The organism is Streptomyces sp. WAC00040 (assembly GCF_056835925.1).
Window position 1 is genome coordinate 2,882,994 of record NZ_JAKQZE010000001.1, and the last position, 16,730, is coordinate 2,899,723.

A 16,730-nucleotide genomic window follows, 5' to 3' on the forward strand; every position below is an offset into this window, starting at 1 on the left:
TGATACATGCCTGAGATGCACTCCACGTACGCCGAGCTCGGCCGCTCCGAGGACTTCGGGCTCACCGGCCTGGCGGAAGTTCTGTGCTCCCTGGGCCGCCGTTCCGATCGGGCGAATGCTCTTGAGGTAGTGGCCTGGCTGGCGGATCAGTCCGACGGTGAGGAAGCGGTCGAGTTGGGAGAGGATGCCCGCCGTCTGCTGGCGTCCTCCCTCCCCGACAGGATTCTCCACACGGTGTGGCTCGCTGCCGTCGGCCAGTGGTTCGATCCGGCCGATCACGGCATGACCAGCCGTGCCTGGCTGGAGGAGATCTCGGAACTGTCCACCGAGCGGCTTCGGCAGGACAAGAGGTCCTATGCGCCGCCGCCGGTCCAGCCGGTACGGGACGAGGAACTGCGCCGGTCCGTTGCGGCGGAGATCCGGGCCCTTGCCCCGGCCCTGGACCGTACCGACGCACCTTCGGACCTCGCCGCCTGCTTGGAGCAGGCCGTTGCACGGGTCGACGCCGATCTCGGCTTCCGTCTCTTCCTCCGAGTGCTGAAGGTGTGCTCCATCCGGATCGAGAAGGAGAGCTACGACCGGTTCCTCGGGCTGGGGGAACGCTGCGGCCTTCCCGCCGCAGTGGTGCACGACGGCTTGAACGTGCTCTGGCCGCCGATCGACACGACCCGGCGCGACGCCACGTGGGACTTCGGACTCTCCCGGCTCACTGGTCTGTTCGTGGCGGGATGGCACACCACGGGTGCGCGGAAACACGTACGGGACGCCGCCGCTGGTGACGGTCCCGAACGGACTCCGGGCTCCGAGGCGGCCATCATGCTCGAGGACACGCTGAGGCTGTTGGAGTCCGAGTTGTCCACGGACACGATCACCACCTTGTGGCTGGCGGCAACATGCCGGGGCTACAGCATCGACCACTTCGCCATTGGCGGACGGGAATGGCTGCGGCAGATCGCGGAGGTGTGCAAGGAGCGTCTGCGCCACGTCGCCCCGTCGTACATCCCCGTCGTCCCACCGGCCCGGACGGAACTGGCACAGGAGGTGCTGCGTGAGCTCCGGGAGGTGATGCCGTCGTGCGCGGGCAAGGCGGTCAGTCCCGACTGGCGTCCCATTCCCGCAACGACATGCCTTGCATCACTGGAGCAGGTTGTTGCACGGGTCGACCCCGACCTCGGATTCAGGCTGTTCCTGCGAGTGCTGACGGTGCTGTCCGTACCGCTGACCGAGGAGCAGTACACGCGGTATGTGAACATCGGTGCACGACTCGGCTACGGCGAATATCACGTCTTCCAGGTGGAAGATCTGATCAGCCACGGCTGACAGCCGTTGGACCACCATGCCGACGGACACGGGCACCCCTCACGGCGAGGGGTGCCCGTGCCGCACCGGAGGTTCCCTGATGGCAAGGCAACGCGAGGTGTACTACGTGGACCACGTGGACGACTTCGGTCTCAGTGGACCGACCGGGACGGTGTGCTCCCGTTCGATGCTTCGCCTCGACGAAGCCACTGTGTTCGCCCTTGCCCGGCACGCGACCGCCGAAGAAGAGGACGACCAGTTCGGCAGGGATGTGCAGGTGCTGATGAACTCCCCACTGCTTGCCGTGGACATCCAAGCCCTGTGGTTGGCCGGCGTGCGACGCTGCTTCGCGGCAAGGTGATCGCCGAGCGGCTCGGCTACAGCGACGACCACATCGACGACCGGGTGCCCATGGAACCGTCGTGAGGGGACTTCCGGAGGTGACCCCCTGGAGCACGCACCGGGCACAGGTTCGGCTCAGCACGTGCATGCCGGCCCCCGGTGCAAGGAGGCTGGCTGCTTCGATGGATCGGTCCACGGAGTTCACGTTCGGCGTCCCCTGGATCATGAGTTTCTTCCACCAGGACTGGACATTGAGCGCCTCCACGGCAGCGGCGGCCGTGGCCGATCAGTTCGTGGAGGAGCTCGAGCCGGAGGCGGTCCTGCTGGTCCGCCGTGATGCCGGGTTTCTCCTCGAGAGGCTGCCGCCGGACCGGATCACCGAGCTGTGGCAGCAAGGCGTGGAGGAAGGAGACCGCTTCTACCACCGAGGCGGTGCCGTGGACGGTGCCGAGTGGATGCTGGTGACGCCGAGCCGGCGGGCGTGCCGCTGGGGAAGCCCTCGGACTGACCGGCGCCAGGCCCACGGCCCGGCCACGCCACTCCTCGTGCCGCGGCCGCCGCCCTACGGCACGTTCTGCACGTCGAAACAGACCGTTCCAGTGGCCGGCGACAGGAGGAAACGGCCGGAGTACGCGCCGCCGGTCATCTCGTCGTCGAAGGCATCGCTGTGCTGCCACCGGGCGTTCTTCGGCGCGAACGCGGCAAGCCGATCCGGCAGTTCCCCCAGCGGCTCCGGCCCGAACCCGCGCTCCGCGACCGACGCCAGCTCGGCCGCCTTGCCGTCCAGGAGCCGGGCGAAGCCGACGAGCCGGATGTCGGACGGACCGGGCACCGACCTGCCGTCGTTGTTCTTCACCCGGTCGTAGCCGAGCCAGTGCGCGTCGCTCAACGGCCCGAGGAGCGCGAACCTCTTCTCCAGCGGCTCCGTCTCCGTGCGGACCGGTCCCTCGTCCACACCGTCCTGCGGTTCCGTTCCGGAGCAGGCGGACGCGACCGCCCCGGCCGCCAGGACCAGTAAGGCCCGCCGTGACACGTTCCGCATCCACGCCCCCTTGCCGACCGGCCGATCGTAGCGCCGCAGCGGTCCGGCCGGGCGCTCCAGGAGAACGGGCCCCCTCCGGGCGCTCCGGGAACACCGCCCCCTTCCGCCGGGCCGCACGGGCGGGGTCCCGTCACCGAGCGGGCCGGATTCCGTGGGGGACCGCGTCAGGCCGCGGCCGTCCCCGTCTTCAGCCCCGCTCCGCACAGCGGCACGACCGCCGTGCGGTCGGTCCAGCCGCCGGCCGCCGCCCAGCAGGCCACACCCGTCGACTCGACGAACAGACCCCGCCCCGCGAGGTCGCGTTGGGCATGCCGGATCTGGTCCTCCGTGACGGTCAGGAACGTCCCTCCCCACTCCCGTACCGCCCGCAGGATCTGCCGTGCCCGCGGCGGGTTCGGGATGGCGATGCCCTCGGCGAGCGTCGGGCGGGCGGGGGAGCGCTCCAACAGGCCGTCGGCGCCCGCGTGGAACGCCGCGGCCAGCGGCGAGACGGCCTCCGCCTGAACGGCGATCAGCGCCGGACGGGAGTCGATCAGGCCGTGCGAGTGGAGCTCGGTCAGCGCCTGGGCCGCGCCCAGCAGCAGCGTGCCGTTGCCGACGGGGACGACGATCGCCTCCGGCAGACGGCCGCCGAGGTCCTCCCACAGCTCGTACACGTACGTCTTGGTGCCGTGCAGGAAGTAGGGGTTGTACACATGGCTCGCGTAGAAGACCCCTTCACCGCCCGCCGCCGCGCGGGCCGCCCCGGCCGTGGCCTCCCGGTCGCCGGGGACGAGTTCCAGCCGTGCGCCGTGCGCCCGGATCTGCTCGACCTTCTTGGCGGAGGTCGCCTCGGGGACGAAGACCGTGCAGTCCAGTCCGGCCCGCGCGCAGTACGCGGCGACTGCTGTCCCCGCGTTGCCGCTGCTGTCGGCGATCACGCGGCGCGGCGCTCCGGGCAGGCGCCGGGCCAGCTCGGCCAGCATCACCGCGCCGCGGTCCTTGAAGGACAGGGTCGGCGTGAGGAAGTCGAGCTTCACCGAGACGGTGGCGGTCAGTGGGACGAGCGGGGTGCGGCCCTCCCCGAGGGAGGTGACGGGTGCGGTCAGCGGCAGCGCCTCCGCGTAACGCCACAGTGAGTTCACCCGACCGGAGAGTTCGGTGAGGGGGACCGGCGCCGCAAGGAAGTCCAGGTCCCAGGGCCCGCGGCAGTCCGGGCAGCACCAGGTGGCAGAATCGACCGGCGAACTGATTCCGCAGTCGGGGCAGCGGTACATCGTCATGGTTCGCCAGCATGTCAGTTGTGTGGCGCGCTTGTTACCTGGCGGTCGGGCCTCTTGTGGGATTCCTATGGATCGGTCAATCTTTCGCTCGGCAGGCGTACGCACATGACGCGGATTTGGGGCCACGTCATTGGCATGCTCCTGTCGCAATCCCCCACAGCAACGCACCACCAATGAGGAGGACCCCTCACATGTCTGTGATGCGTGACTCGCGGCGAAGACTCGCCGCGGCCAGCGCCATATCCGTCGCCGCGCTCGCACTCGGCACGGTCTCCGCCCTTCCGGCCTCTGCCGCCCTGCCCGCACCCACGGGCGTCATCGAGAACGCGGGTGCGCCGGGAGCCATCGAGGGCAGCTACATCGTCACCCTCGAGGAGTCCGCGGGTGACGCCGGTTCCAGGGCGGGCAAGCGCCTTGCGGCGAAGTACGGCGCGAAGATCGAGAAGACGTACAACGCCGCACTGAACGGTTACGCCGTCAAGGTCTCCGAGGCGCAGGCGAAGAAGTTCGCCGCGGACCCGGCCGTCGAGTCCGTCGTGCAGAACCGTGTCTTCACGATCTCTGGCACCCAGCCGAGCCCGCCGTCGTGGGGCCTCGACCGGATCGACCAGAAGGCGCTGCCGCTGAACCAGAGCTACACCTACCCCGACACCGCCGGTGAGGGGGTCACCGCGTACATCATCGACACCGGTGTGCGCATCACCCACAGCGACTTCGGTGGCCGTGCCTTCAACGGCTACGACGCCATCGACAACGACAACACGGCGCAGGACGGCAACGGCCACGGCACCCACGTCGCCGGTACCGTCGCGGGATCCTCCTACGGTGTGGCCAAGAAGGCCAAGATCGTCGGCGTCCGCGTGCTCAACAACGCCGGCTCCGGCACCACCGCTCAGGTCGTCGCCGGTATCGACTGGGTGACGCGGAACGCCGTCAAGCCGGCCGTCGCCAACATGAGCCTCGGCGGCGGCATCGACACGGCCCTCGACACCGCCGTGCGCAACTCCATCGCCTCCGGCGTCACCTACGCGGTGGCGGCGGGCAACGACGGTTCCAACGCCTCCAACTACTCGCCCGCGCGCGTCGCGGAGGCCATCACCGTCGGCTCCACCACCAGCTCCGACGCCCGCTCCAGCTTCTCCAACTACGGCAGCGTGCTGGACATCTTCGCCCCCGGTTCGTCGATCAAGTCGGCGTGGAACACCGGTGACACGGCGACGAACACCATCTCCGGCACCTCGATGGCCACCCCGCACGTCGCCGGCGCCGCGGCGCTGTACCTGGCGCAGAACAAGACGGCGACCCCTGCCCAGGTGTCCACGGCCCTGACCACCGCCGCCACCAGCGGTGTCGTGACCAGCCCGGGCACCGGCTCGCCGAACCGTCTGCTCTTCGTCGGCGACGGCGGCGGCACCGAGCCGCCCACCGGTGACCGGTTCGAGAACCTCACGGACTACACGATCAGCGACCGATCCACCGTCGAGTCGCCGATCACCGTCAGCGGTGTCGCCGGCAACGCGCCGACCGGCCTCCGCGTGCCGGTCGACATCAAGCACACCTACATCGGTGACCTGCGGATCGACCTGGTCGCTCCCGACGGTTCCGTGTACAACCTCAAGGCCTACGGGTCCGGCGGCAGCCTGGACAACGTGATCACCACCTACACGGTGAACGCGTCGTCCGAGGTGGCCAACGGCACCTGGAAGCTGCGGGTCAGCGACAACGCGTCGTACGACACCGGGAAGATCGACTCCTGGGCGCTCCAGTTCTGAGTGAATCGAGCCCGCACAGCCCATGCGCCGCGAGGCCATGAGCCGGTAACAGGCTGAGCAGTCGAGGGGCGGTCGCGTGAGCGGCCGCCCCTTCGCCGTGTCACGGCCACTCGCGACGGTGTCGGTGCCGCGTCGTATCATTCGCGCGCCTGTTCACATCGGTGAGCGCGAACACCGGACCGACGAGGAGCACCCGCACCGTGGACCCATCCGCACAGGGCGGGCCGCCCTACCCGCAACACCCGACGTACCAGCAGCCGTTGCCGTACCCGCCGCTCCCGCGGCCCGAGCCCGTGAACGGCCTCGCCATCACCTCGCTGGTCGTCGGCGTCGTCTGCTGCCTGCCGCCGCTCGGACTGGTCCTCGGCGCCGTCGCGCTGGGGCAGATCAGCCGAAAGGGCGGCCGCGGCAAGGGGATGGCGATCGCCGGCATCGTCCTGTCGTCGATCAGCACGCTGCTCGTCCTGCTCATGGTGGTGACGGGCGCGGCAGGCGATGCCTGGAACGGGTTCCGCGAGGGCGTCGAGGGCGCCTCCCGCTCCAAGAGCACCCAGAACCTGCGCGAGGGCGAGTGCTTCAACGTGCCGGGAGGCGACCTGGAACGGGAGGTCGTGAACGTCGACGTCGTCCCCTGCGGCGAGCGGCACGACGCCGAGGTGACCGGGACCTACCGGTTCCAGCGGTCCGACCCGGCACCCGGCAGCCCGGCGGGGGAGGCGTTCGCGGAGGACCGCTGCCTCGATCTCAACGACGCGTACGTCCCGGACTCCTGGGCGTTCCCGGACGACGTGGAGATGTACTACTACATCCCGACCAGGGAGAGCTGGGCGCGCGGCGACCGCGAGGTCACCTGCGCGCTCACGGGTGACGGGCTGACCCGGTCGCTCCGCGTGGGCCCCGAGACCCACGACCCCGACCAGCTCTCCTACATCAACGCCGAGCACGCCGTGGAGAGCGCGGCCTACGGGGAGCCGGACGCGGAGTTCTCCGACGACCCGACGCCGTACCGGAGTTGGGCGCAGGAGATGTCCACCGTCCTGGCCGAGCAGGCGACGGCGCTGCGCGGCCGTTCCTGGCCCGAGGAGGCGTCACCTTCGCTGTCGGCGAGAGCCAGGCAGTTCGAGGCCTCCGGCAGGGAATGGGCCGCGGCCGCGAAGGCGGCGGACGAGGACGCCTTCTGGGCGCATGTGACGGCCGCGGAGTGGGCGCTGACCACCGAGACGCGGATCGCCGCCCGGGACGCCCTGGGACTGAGCACCACCCCGCCGCCGGACGAGGAGTACGCAACCGGCGCGTGACCCCCCGACCGCCCCGCGGGCGCCTGTCCCGGGCCGGGTGGCCCCGTACGGACCCGGATCCGTACGGGGCCGCCCGGATCAGCGGCGGCTCAGCCCGCCGTCGACCGCGGCCGTCAGTTCGCCGTCGGCGGTGTCACCGTCGAGCGACCAGAACATCGCGCCGCCGAGGCCACGGTCGCGGATGTACGAGGTCTTGGCGCGCAGCACGGCGGGATCGTCGTACGTCCACAGGGTCGTGCCGTCGAAGAGCCACGCGTGCCCGTTGCGCCGGTCGCGGTGGACCTTGTAGGCACCGGAGTCCGCGAGCTTCTTGAGGGCCTTGTAGTCCTCGTAGCCGGCCGCCCAGGTCGCCGGAGCGGGTGCCGTCGCCGGCTGCCCCATGCCGTCGCCCCCGCCGGTCACTCCGGTCCACCCCTGCCCGTAGAAGGGCATCCCGACCACCAGCTTGCGTGCCGGCGCGCCGCGCCGCAGCCAGTCTCGGACGGTCTGGTCGACGCTGAAGTCCCCGCGGGCGTACAGCGCCGACTGCTGGGCGGTGGTCTTCTCACCCGAGACGTGGAAGTCGTAGCCCTGGAGATTGACGAAGTCGAAGTCCCGCATGATCTTGCGGACCTCGAAGCCGGCATCGATCTTGGCCGGCGCGGTCGGCACGAAGGCGGACAGCTCGTAGTGCTTGCGCTTGCCGCCCTCGGCCTTGTGCCGGGACTTGGCGTACGCGTCCAGCTGGGTGCGGAACTCGCGGACCAGCGCCGTGAAGTTCTGCTTGTCCTCCGGCCGGTACACGGTGTCGGCGTCGCCCTCGGAGCCCGGCCACTCCCAGTCGATGTCGATGCCGTCGAACAGGCCGGCCGCCGCGCCTTCGCCGCCGCGCGCCCCGTCGGCCGGCAGGTTGCCCTTGATGTAGAGGTCGATGCACGAGGAGACGAGCGCCTTGCGGGACTCGGGCGTCCGGGCCGCGTCCGAGAAGTGGGTGGACCAGCTCCAGCCGCCCAGCGAGATCATGACTTTGAGGCCCGGGTGCTCGGCCTTGAGCTCGCGCAGCTGGTTGAAGTTGCCGGCGAGCGGCTGCTCCGCGGTGTCGGCGACGCCGTCCACCGAGTCCGCGGCCTCCAGCGGCCGGACGTAGTCCGCCCAGGCGTCGGCCTCGCCGGGGATGTTCCCGGTGAAGCACTTGCCGTCGGCGTTCACGTTGCCGAAGGCGTAGTTGATGTGGGTGAGTCTGGCGGCCTGGCCGCTGGTGTCCATGTCCTTGACCTGGAAGTCCCGGCCGTAGACGCCCCATTGGGTGAAGTAGCCGACACGTTTGTACGACTGCTTGTGGTGGCGGTGGCCGCTGCCCCGGTCGCCGTCCTGGGCCGAGGTGGCGACGGCGGTGGGGGCGAGGGTGGCGACGAGCGAGAGCGAGCAGACGGCAACGGCCGCCCGGACAAAGGTTCTTCGACGCATCGGGCTCATTCCTGTGCGCGTGCCGGAAACGGGTTCCGAGAACGGTGTCGTGTGCGCAGGAACGTATTGGTATGGACCATTGCGGTCAAGGGGTGCCGCCATCGGATGGCGTGTACTCGCGGTAAACCTCTGCTCAGCGGCAAATCATCACTTCGGGTGAAACGTTGGCCCATACTTGCGGTCGGCAACCGAACGTTGCCACTCTGTTGCAGTCTGTCAACCTGTTGGGGAGTGGCCAGTGACATTCGGTGAGCAGCCCGCCTACCTGCGCGTTGCGAGCGATCTCCGCGAGAAGATCGTGAACGGCTCGCTGCCGCCGCACACCCGTCTCCCCTCGCAGGCCCGCATCCGCGAGGAGTACGGCGTTTCGGACACCGTCGCCCTCGAGGCACGCAAGGTGCTGATGGCGGAAGGGCTGGTCGAGGGCCGCTCGGGCTCCGGTACGTATGTGCGTGAGCGGCCCGTGCCGCGCCGGGTCGCCCGGTCCGGCTTCCGGCCGCCGTCGGGTGCCAGCCCCTTCAGGCAGGAGCAGGCGGAGGAGGGTGCCCGGGGGACGTGGGAGTCCAGCAGTGAACAGGAGGCGGCGACCCCGGAGGTGGCCGGGCGGCTCGGGATCGAGCTCGGTGCGCGAGTGATGCGCACGCGCTACCTCTTCCGGGACGCCGGTGAGGCGATGATGCTCTCCACATCCTGGGAGCCGCTCGAGGTCACCGGCCGCACGCCGGTCATGCTGCCCGAGGAGGGCCCGCTCGGCGGCTGCGGAGTCGTCGAGCGGATGGCCGCCATCGACATCGTGGTGGACAACGTCGTGGAGGAGGTCGGCGCCCGGCCCGGCCTCGCGGAGGAGCTGCTGGCCCTCGGTGGCGTGCCCGGCCATGTGGTGATGGTCGTCGAACGCACGTATTACGCCTCGGGTCGTGCGGTGGAGACCGCCGACGTCGTCGTGCCCGCGGACCGTTACCGCATCGCCTACCACCTGCCTGTGAGGTGACCTTTCCGCGGCGCCCGGGCGGGCGCCGCATCGGCCTCCGGCGCGGAGGCAGGGGGCGTATCCAGTCGGATGCGCCCCTCTTCCTGTCTCTTTGTGAAAACCCGTATCCGCTCAGTGAACGTCAGGCGTAGGGTTGGGCATATGCGTACTGCGGTTTCCTGGCGATCGTTACGGACAAGCGGGCCGACCGAGGGAGGGGCGCGATGACCGACAGCGGGGCTGTCCTGCCCTGGCTCGTCATACGGCAGGACGGCAACGGCAACTGCTACCGCGTCGGCCGGTACGCGACCGAGGCGGAGGCGCAGAAGATCGCGGACGCGCTCGACGGGCGCGGCCACCAGCGGCTCTACTGGGTCGAACGGGTCGGCCGGCCGGCCCGCTGACGGCGCCGCCGGAGCGCACACCTTGATGCTCGGGCCCAGTACGCTCCGCCGCATGACTGATCGCGTGGTGGTCGTGGCCGGGGCCGTGTACGTCGAGGGGCGGCTCCTCGCCGCGCGGCGCAGCGCTCCCGCCGAACTGGCCGGCCGCTGGGAGCTGCCCGGCGGAAAGTTGGAGTCGGGGGAGAGTCCCGAGCAGGCACTCGTGCGAGAACTGCGCGAGGAGCTGGGCATCGAGACGGAGCCGGTGGACCGGGTCCCCGGCGAATGGCCGCTGCGAGCGGGCCATGTGCTCCAGGTGTGGACGGTCCGGCTGCTGTCCGGTGACCCCAGGCCGCTCCAGGACCACGACGCCCTGCGCTGGCTCGCGCCCGACGAGCTCGACGCCGTCGACTGGCTCGACCAGGACGTGCCCGCGGTCGCCGCCTGCGCCCGACACCGGCGCGCACGCACCGGAGGGGCCGGGGAGGATGCGCACCGCTGAATCACCCGCCGCCCCGGTGCAACGGGTGCGGCCATTGCGGTCCCTGGGCGGTAATGAGGGCGGCAAAGAGGGTATGTGCTGATTAACCCCCTGAAACAGGACAGTTCCGCTGGTGATCCGGGGAAGTGATCGGCGTGGTCGGCACCCGAGGCGAATGCGCCGAGTGGACTTTTCCGGCCGAACCGAACGTGGTGCGCGCGGCCCGGCACGCGGTCCGCGACACCCTCCGGCTGTGGGGAATCGACGCCGCTGTCGGCGATCTGACGGTGCTCCTGGTCAGTGAACTGGTGACCAATTCCCAGCGTTACACCCCTGGCCCGATCAACCTTCGCATGAGCCGCCGGAACCCGTCCGGCGCGGCCCCGGTCCTGCTGGTGGAGGTCTCCGATCCCCTTCCGGATCCGCCGGTGAAAAGGCCGGCGCGCAGTGAGGACGAGAGCGGTCGGGGGCTGCAACTCGTGGCCTGTTCCGCCGTTCGCTGGGGTACGCGCCGGGGCAGGACCGGCAAGACCGTGTGGTTCGAGCTGGCTCTCGCTGGTTAGAAGTCTTCAGGGAAGACGATCACGCCGGAGTCGGCTCAAAACGAACGAGACCGCTCTGTGATCGTGAACGCCGTGTCGGTGGGAGCCGTAGTGCTGAATACTGCGGTCATGGCCGGTCCGGTGCGGTGAGCTGGAGGGGACGGTCGCGTGAGCGAAATACCTGAGACGGCGAGCGATGTCGTATGGCAGAGCAGCCCGCCTGGCTCGATCTATGACTACATCAAGGTGGCCTCCTTCTCGATCGGCCACGACGGTCTGGTCGAGCAGTGGAGCGACCGGGCCGTGGACCTGTTCGGCATCGCTGCCGACGAGGCCAGGGGCAAGGACCCGGTCGAGGTCTTCATGCCGGCGGAGCTCCGGCCCCGAGGACGCCGCAGACTGGCCGAGATCCTCGACGGCAAGGAGTGGACGGGACTCGTCCCCTTCCGGGTGCCGGGCGGCAGCCGGGCGCACGGTCTCGCCGAGGTGTATGTGATGCCCAGTGAGACGGCGCAGGGAGAACAGGGCGCGCTCTGCATCGTCCTCGACGTCCGCGCACTACGCCGGATAGAGACGGACCTCGCCGCATCGCAGGCCATTTTCGGCCAATCTCCGTTCGGGTTCCTGCTCTTCGGTACCGACCTCACCGTGCAGCGTGCCAACCAGCGTTTCGCCACGGTCTTCGGCGGCGCCGCGGAGGACCACCGCGGGCGCACCGTCCACGACTACCTCTCCCGCCCCGAGGCGGAGCGGATGAACGCCTCCCTGCGCAGGGTCCTGGAGACCGGCGAGCCGGTCACCGACCTCCAGATCGTCGGCACGGCGCCCGGCAGCACCGACCGCAGGCACTGGTCGATCAACCTCTACCGGGTGCACGGCGGATCGGGCCGGCCCGTCGGCGTCGCCGGGGTCGGCACGGATGTGACGCGCCGTCATATCGCCGCCCGCGAAGCCGCGAACGCCCGCCGGAACCTCGCCCTCCTCAACGAGGCGAGCGCCCGGATCGGCAACTCCCTCGACCTGGAGACCACCGCCCGCGAACTGCTCGACGTCGCTGTCCCCGGCTTCTGCGACCTTGCCTCCGTCGACCTGTACCAAGGACTGCTCACCGGCGACGAGGCCCCGCCCGGCCAGTGGGGCTCCGCCCGGTCCGAAGGCTTCGGAGGAGGCAGCGCAGAACTGCGCAGGGTCGCCTTCGCCAGCGCCGTGTCCGACGCCCCGCTGATGACCACCCCGGGCTGCGCGCCCGAAGGCAGCGGCCCCACCGCGGTCGGCGAGGTCCACCGCTACCCGTTCAACTCGCCGTGCGCCGGGGCCCTGCGCACGGCCGCCGTCCGGTCGATCCCCGGCGAGGAAGGCAGCCTCGTCCAGTCGACGCTGGCCGTACCGATGGTGGCGCACGACACCGTCGTCGGACTGGTGCAGTTCTCCCGGACCAAGGGAAGCGAGCCCTTCGGGGAGCGGGACCGGGCCCTCGCGGTCGAACTCGCGGCGCGGGCCGCCGTCTGCATCGACAACGCCCGCCTGTACCGCAGGGAACACGAACGAGCCCTCATCCTCCAGCGCAGTCTGCTGCCCCCCGGCGACCCGGAGGCGGCCGGTCTCGACATCGCCTGCCGCTATCTGCCCGGCACCACCGCCACCGAAGTCGGCGGCGACTGGTTCGACGTCATAGAACTCCCCGGCCACCGCACCGCCCTGGTCGTCGGGGACGTGATGGGCCGCGGACTGCGGGCCGCCGTCGCCATGGGTGAACTGCGCACCGCCGTAAGGACCTTGGCACTGCTCGATCTGGAGCCCGCCGAAGTGCTCTCCGCGCTCGACGAGATCGCCCGCGGGCTCGGCAGTCCCGCCAAGGGCGGCCGCACCTCGGGCGGCGCCCAGGTCCCCTCCCGCGTGGCCCACACCTCCCGCGACGCGGACCTCTCCGAGGTCTATCTCGCCACCTGCGTGTACGCCGTGTACGACCCGGTCACCCGACGCTGCACCTTCGCCAACGCGGGCCATCTGCCGCCCGTTCTGGTCGAACCGGGCGAAGAGGCCCTGCTGCTCGACGTGCCGCCGGGCATGCCGCTCGGCGTGGGGGGCGAACCCTTCGAGGAGGTCGAGATCGAAGTACCGGAAGGTTCCCTCCTCGCCCTCTACACCGACGGGCTGGTCGAGTCCCGCGACCACCCGCTCGAAGAAGGCCTGCGCGCCTTCCGCGCCGCCCTCGCCGATCCCGTGCGCCCCCTCGAGGACGTCTGCGACCACGTGCTCGGCGCCCTCGACACCCGGCACGGCGAGGACGACATCGCGCTGCTGATGGCCCGTATACAGGGTCTGCCGACCGAAGCCGTGGGTGACTGGCAGCTGCCCCGCGAGCCCCGCTCCGTGGGCCGGGCCCGCGAACTGGCCCGCGCGCAGCTGACGGCGTGGGACCTCGAGTCCCTCGTCGACACGGTCGAACTCCTCGTCAGCGAACTGGTCACCAACGCCCTGCGCTACGGCGAGGGCGAGATCCGGCTGCGGCTGCTCAGGGACCGGACCCTGGTCTGCGAGGTCTGGGACGCCGGCCTCGTCCAGCCCCGCCGCCGTCGTGCCCGCGACACCGACGAGGGCGGCCGCGGCCTCCAACTCGTCGGACTCCTGAGCGCGGCGTGGGGCTCCCGGCGGACGCCGCGCGGCAAGACGGTGTGGTTCGAACTGGCCCTCCCGGACGGCGAGGGGTCGGCGGAGCCGACGGTGGAGCAGTTGCTGAGCATGTTCTGAGGGCGTGCGTGGGTCGCCCGCGGCGGGCTTGTCCCCACCCCGCGCCTTCCCGAATCGGGGCTCTTCCCCCTGCCCCTGGCGGCGTGGGGAACCCCCACCGGACCCCGCGCCTCGAACTCCCCCTGCGGCCCGGCGGCCGTGTGAGGTGCCCCGGGCGAGGCTGATTCCGCGCGGCGAAATCCAGCCTGCCCGGCACTTGAGGGCACCGCGTAAAGCACGGTGCGGGGTCCGGGACCTGCCCCGTCACGCGGCGGAGCCGCGCATCGGTACGGCGGGAAGAGGCGGGTAGGGGAACGGCCCCGGGCAGGGGCCAACCCCCGCCCACCCCCTAAGCGGACTTCAGCGCCGCCAACCTCGCCTCGATCTCCGCTTCCTCCCCCACGCTCTCCAGTTGCTCGAACTGCGCGTCCAGCGACGACGCCGCCAGTTCCTGCTCCCCGAGCGCCCTCGCCTCCTCCCGTCGGACCTTGTCCTCGAAGCGGTGGAGTTCGCTCGTCGGGTCGAGCACGTCGACGCTCTTCACGGCGTCCATCATCCGGTTCTGCGCTTCCGCGGACTTCGCCCTGGCCACCAGCTCGTCCCGCTTCGCCCGGAGCTGCTCCAGCCTCGTCTTCATCTGTTCCAGGCCCGACTTGAGCCTGTCGACGACCGCGGTCTGGGAGGCGATCGTCGGCTCCGCCGTCTTCGCCTCCTGCTCGGCCCGGAGTTGTCTGCCGAGGGCGACCTTCGCGAGGTTGTCGAACTTGTCGGCGTCCGCCGTCCGCCCCGCCCCGCGGAGCTCGTCCGCCTTCCTGCTGGCAGCCAGCGCCTTGGCGCCCCATTCCTGGGCGGCCTCGACGTCCTCCTGGTGGTCCTGTTCCATGAGGCGCAGGTTGCCGATGGTGCTCGCCACCGCCTGCTCGGCCTCCACGATGTTGTTCGTGTAGTCGCGGATCAGCTGGTCGAGCATCTTCTGCGGGTCCTCCGCCTGGTCCAGCAGTGCGTTGATGTTCGCCCTGGCCAGCTGGGTGACCCGCCCGAGAACGGTCTGCTTGGTCATGCCACTGCTCCTTGAACGGCTCCTTGAACGCCAAACGGAATACGGGCCGGCGTACACGCCACCAGCCGGCCGACGTCAGAAACGGCCACCGCCCATCCGGCCCCGCGTGCCACCACCGCCGAAGCTGCCGGGCCCCCCTCCGAAGCCCCGGGTCCCTGGCGCACCGCCCGGCCCGAACGGGTTCCGGAAGTCGCGCACGTCGTTCTCCGCGAGGCTCTGCGCCTGCTGCGCCAGCCAGTCCGCCCGCTGTGCCTCGGCCAGAGCCGCCTGGGGATCACCACCGGTGCCGTTCCCGCCCGTACCGTCCGCGCCGGCCAGGGTCTCCGCCCGCTCCAGCCGGCGCTGGGCCTCCGCCAGCCTGGTCCTGGCCTCGCTGCCGACGGCGCCGCGGTGCGTGGTGATGTAGTCGGCGGCGGCCCCGATACCCGAGCGCGCGCCGAGCAGGGCCCTGTCCAGCAGCGCCCGCGCGCGCCTCGTCCCCTGCTCCTGTTCCCGGATACCGGCCAGCGCCTCGTCCAGGGCGGCGTCGGCCTCCTCGACACGGCGCAGTGCGTCGATGGGGTCGTACCGCCCGGACTCCGTCGCCGTGCGCACCTCCGCGGCGACCCTCTCCGCGCGGGCGATCCGCCCCTGGAGCCCGGCGGTCGACGTGCCTTCCTCCGTCCCCTTGAGCAGTCCGCGTGCCTCCGCCAGATCGGTTTCCGTCTCGGTCAGCGCGCTCGGCAGCTTTCCGGCCGCTTCCGCCAGATCCCGCGCCCGGCGGTCGACGGCCTCGATCAGGCGGGCGGCCTGGGCGACGGCCCCTTCCGCGGCCCGCACCTGGACCGCGGCGGACCCGTTGTCATCGGCCCCGACGGCCTGCCGGGCCCGGTCCAGGGCGGTCGTCGCGAACTCGAGCCGGTCCTTCGCCTGTTCCACGTCGCTCGCGACGGGGGCCGCCGCCGACGGCGCGTACCGCTCGCGCATGACGCCCAGCGTGGCTTCCGCGCTGACGACACGGCCGTTCACGTCCTGGTAGGCGGCCTCCGCCGTGTCCAGCGCCTGCGGCGCGTTGCGTTCCAGCGCGCGCAGCCGGTCGAAGTCCTCGGCCTCGGCGTCGAGCCGGCGGTCGGCCTCTGAGCAGCGGGCGAGGATCTCTTCGAGCATCCTGCGGCGGGTGGCGTCGTCCTCCGGGTAGGCGTCGTCCAACTGCTGGCGCAGCCTGAACGCGGCGGCCAGCTCCTGCCGCGCGTGCGCCACGGCCTCCTGGAACGGCTTCGCCGCCTCCTCACCGAACTGGGCGGTGGCGAACCCGAGTTCCTCCTGACTGGTGCGCACCGCGTCATCGGTCTCCACCAGCGTCGCCCTGGCCCTGGCGTCCAGCTCAGGCAGCGGTGGCTGCTCCGCCGTGCCCCAGCCCTCCTGGGCGCCGCGCGGAGTGGTGCGGGTGGCCGTGCGCCGCTTGCGCTTCGCGTAGGTGTACGCGGCGAGGGCGGCGGCGCCGCCGACGACCGCGATGGGGAGCACGAGGTCGCCCGCGCCGGTACCCGCGCCGCCGCCACCGGGCTCGGCCTCGCCGGGTGTGATGTTCACCGTGGGGACCGGTTCGCCGGACAGCACCGCGCCGTAGCCGTCGGCGGCGCCGATCGCGGCGCCCGCCCAGTCGTTCTCCCGCAGCGCGGGCTCCACCGCCGTCCGGGCGACCTCGGCGAGCTGTGCGTCGGTGAGGCGGGAGGCGGCGTCGACCCAGTAGGCGTACTGCCGGTCGCGGGTGGCGACGGCCAGCAGGACGTCGCTGGTGCCGAGCCCGTTCTTCGCGGCGGTCTCCGCCGTCCAGTCCTGCGCGGAGCGGCCGGAGAAGTCGGTGACGTAGACGACGAACAGCTGGAGCCGCTGTTCGTCGTACAAGCGGTCGAGCGCCCGGGACACCCGCCCCTCGCGGTCACCCAGGGCCTCTGTGCGGTCGGTGATCTGTCCCTGCCGGGAGAGGTCGACGGGGTCGTCGGCCGTGGCCCCTTGCGCGGCGGGCGCGACCACCCACCATGCCGCCGTGAGCAGGGCGACGAGGATCCGGGCGGCTGTTCGCATCACATTTCGGAGGCTAAGTCCGCCTCTGTTCCGCCG

General features: G+C 71.0%; 14 protein-coding genes. 9 read left to right on the top strand and 5 right to left on the bottom strand.

What is annotated here, in order from left to right:
• The first annotated feature begins 6 nt into the window (after positions 1–6).
• Both MDN94_RS13570 and MDN94_RS13575 read left to right on the top strand, forming a co-directional pair.
• Positions 7–1,320, top strand: coding sequence for a hypothetical protein (locus MDN94_RS13570; RefSeq protein WP_482726085.1), 1,314 nt, complete (start codon positions 7–9; stop codon positions 1,318–1,320).
• Positions 1,321–1,399: 79 nt separating this feature from the next.
• On the top strand, positions 1,400–1,660 hold the full coding sequence (locus MDN94_RS13575; protein WP_482726086.1) for a hypothetical protein: 261 nt from the start codon (positions 1,400–1,402) through the stop codon (positions 1,658–1,660).
• 543 nt (positions 1,661–2,203) lie between these two features.
• Here the strand turns inward: MDN94_RS13575 and MDN94_RS13580 are convergent.
• Positions 2,204–2,683, bottom strand: coding sequence for a hypothetical protein (locus tag MDN94_RS13580; RefSeq protein WP_482726087.1), 480 nt, complete (start codon positions 2,681–2,683; stop codon positions 2,204–2,206).
• A gap of 164 nt (positions 2,684–2,847) precedes the next feature.
• Positions 2,848–3,945, bottom strand: coding sequence for a pyridoxal-phosphate dependent enzyme (locus tag MDN94_RS13585; protein WP_482726088.1), 1,098 nt, complete (start codon positions 3,943–3,945; stop codon positions 2,848–2,850).
• A 191-nt stretch (positions 3,946–4,136) separates the two neighbouring features.
• Here MDN94_RS13585 and MDN94_RS13590 point away from each other — a divergent pair, with 191 nt between their 5' ends.
• Both MDN94_RS13590 and MDN94_RS13595 read left to right on the top strand, forming a co-directional pair.
• Positions 4,137–5,717, top strand: coding sequence for a S8 family peptidase (locus MDN94_RS13590; RefSeq protein WP_482726089.1), 1,581 nt, complete (start codon positions 4,137–4,139; stop codon positions 5,715–5,717).
• A gap of 200 nt (positions 5,718–5,917) precedes the next feature.
• Positions 5,918–7,015 (top strand): DUF4190 domain-containing protein, encoded by a 1,098-nt coding sequence (locus MDN94_RS13595; RefSeq protein ID WP_482726090.1) that lies wholly within the window; start codon positions 5,918–5,920, stop codon positions 7,013–7,015.
• 78 nt (positions 7,016–7,093) lie between these two features.
• Here the strand turns inward: MDN94_RS13595 and MDN94_RS13600 are convergent, their stop codons facing one another.
• Positions 7,094–8,461: a glycoside hydrolase family 18 protein gene (locus tag MDN94_RS13600; protein WP_482726091.1), complete on the bottom strand. Its 1,368-nt coding sequence runs from the start codon at positions 8,459–8,461 to the stop codon at positions 7,094–7,096.
• A 238-nt stretch (positions 8,462–8,699) separates the two neighbouring features.
• Between MDN94_RS13600 and MDN94_RS13605 the strand changes: the two genes are divergently transcribed.
• The 5 genes from MDN94_RS13605 (at position 8,700) to MDN94_RS13625 (ending at position 13,588) form a co-directional block, all read left to right on the top strand.
• Positions 8,700–9,452 (top strand): GntR family transcriptional regulator, encoded by a 753-nt coding sequence (locus MDN94_RS13605; RefSeq protein ID WP_482726092.1) that lies wholly within the window; start codon positions 8,700–8,702, stop codon positions 9,450–9,452.
• 203 nt (positions 9,453–9,655) lie between these two features.
• Entirely contained in the window at positions 9,656–9,835 is a 180-nt protein-coding gene (locus MDN94_RS13610) for an SPOR domain-containing protein (protein WP_482726093.1), read from the top strand.
• Between the two features lie 52 nt (positions 9,836–9,887).
• Entirely contained in the window at positions 9,888–10,316 is a 429-nt protein-coding gene (locus MDN94_RS13615; protein ID WP_482726094.1) for a (deoxy)nucleoside triphosphate pyrophosphohydrolase, read from the top strand.
• A 125-nt stretch (positions 10,317–10,441) separates the two neighbouring features.
• Positions 10,442–10,858, top strand: a complete 417-nt coding sequence (locus MDN94_RS13620; protein WP_482726095.1) for an ATP-binding protein — start codon at positions 10,442–10,444, stop codon at positions 10,856–10,858.
• Between the two features lie 147 nt (positions 10,859–11,005).
• Positions 11,006–13,588, top strand: coding sequence for a SpoIIE family protein phosphatase (locus tag MDN94_RS13625; RefSeq protein ID WP_482726096.1), 2,583 nt, complete (start codon positions 11,006–11,008; stop codon positions 13,586–13,588).
• Positions 13,589–13,916: 328 nt separating this feature from the next.
• On the opposite strand, the gene MDN94_RS13630 is transcribed toward MDN94_RS13625, so the two are convergent.
• Both MDN94_RS13630 and MDN94_RS13635 read right to left on the bottom strand, forming a co-directional pair.
• Positions 13,917–14,627 (bottom strand): PspA/IM30 family protein, encoded by a 711-nt coding sequence (locus MDN94_RS13630; RefSeq protein WP_482726097.1) that lies wholly within the window; start codon positions 14,625–14,627, stop codon positions 13,917–13,919.
• A 75-nt stretch (positions 14,628–14,702) separates the two neighbouring features.
• A complete protein-coding gene (locus MDN94_RS13635; RefSeq protein WP_482727069.1) occupies positions 14,703–16,694 on the bottom strand; it encodes a TPM domain-containing protein in 1,992 nt (663 codons plus the stop codon).
• Positions 16,695–16,730 lie beyond the last annotated feature (36 nt).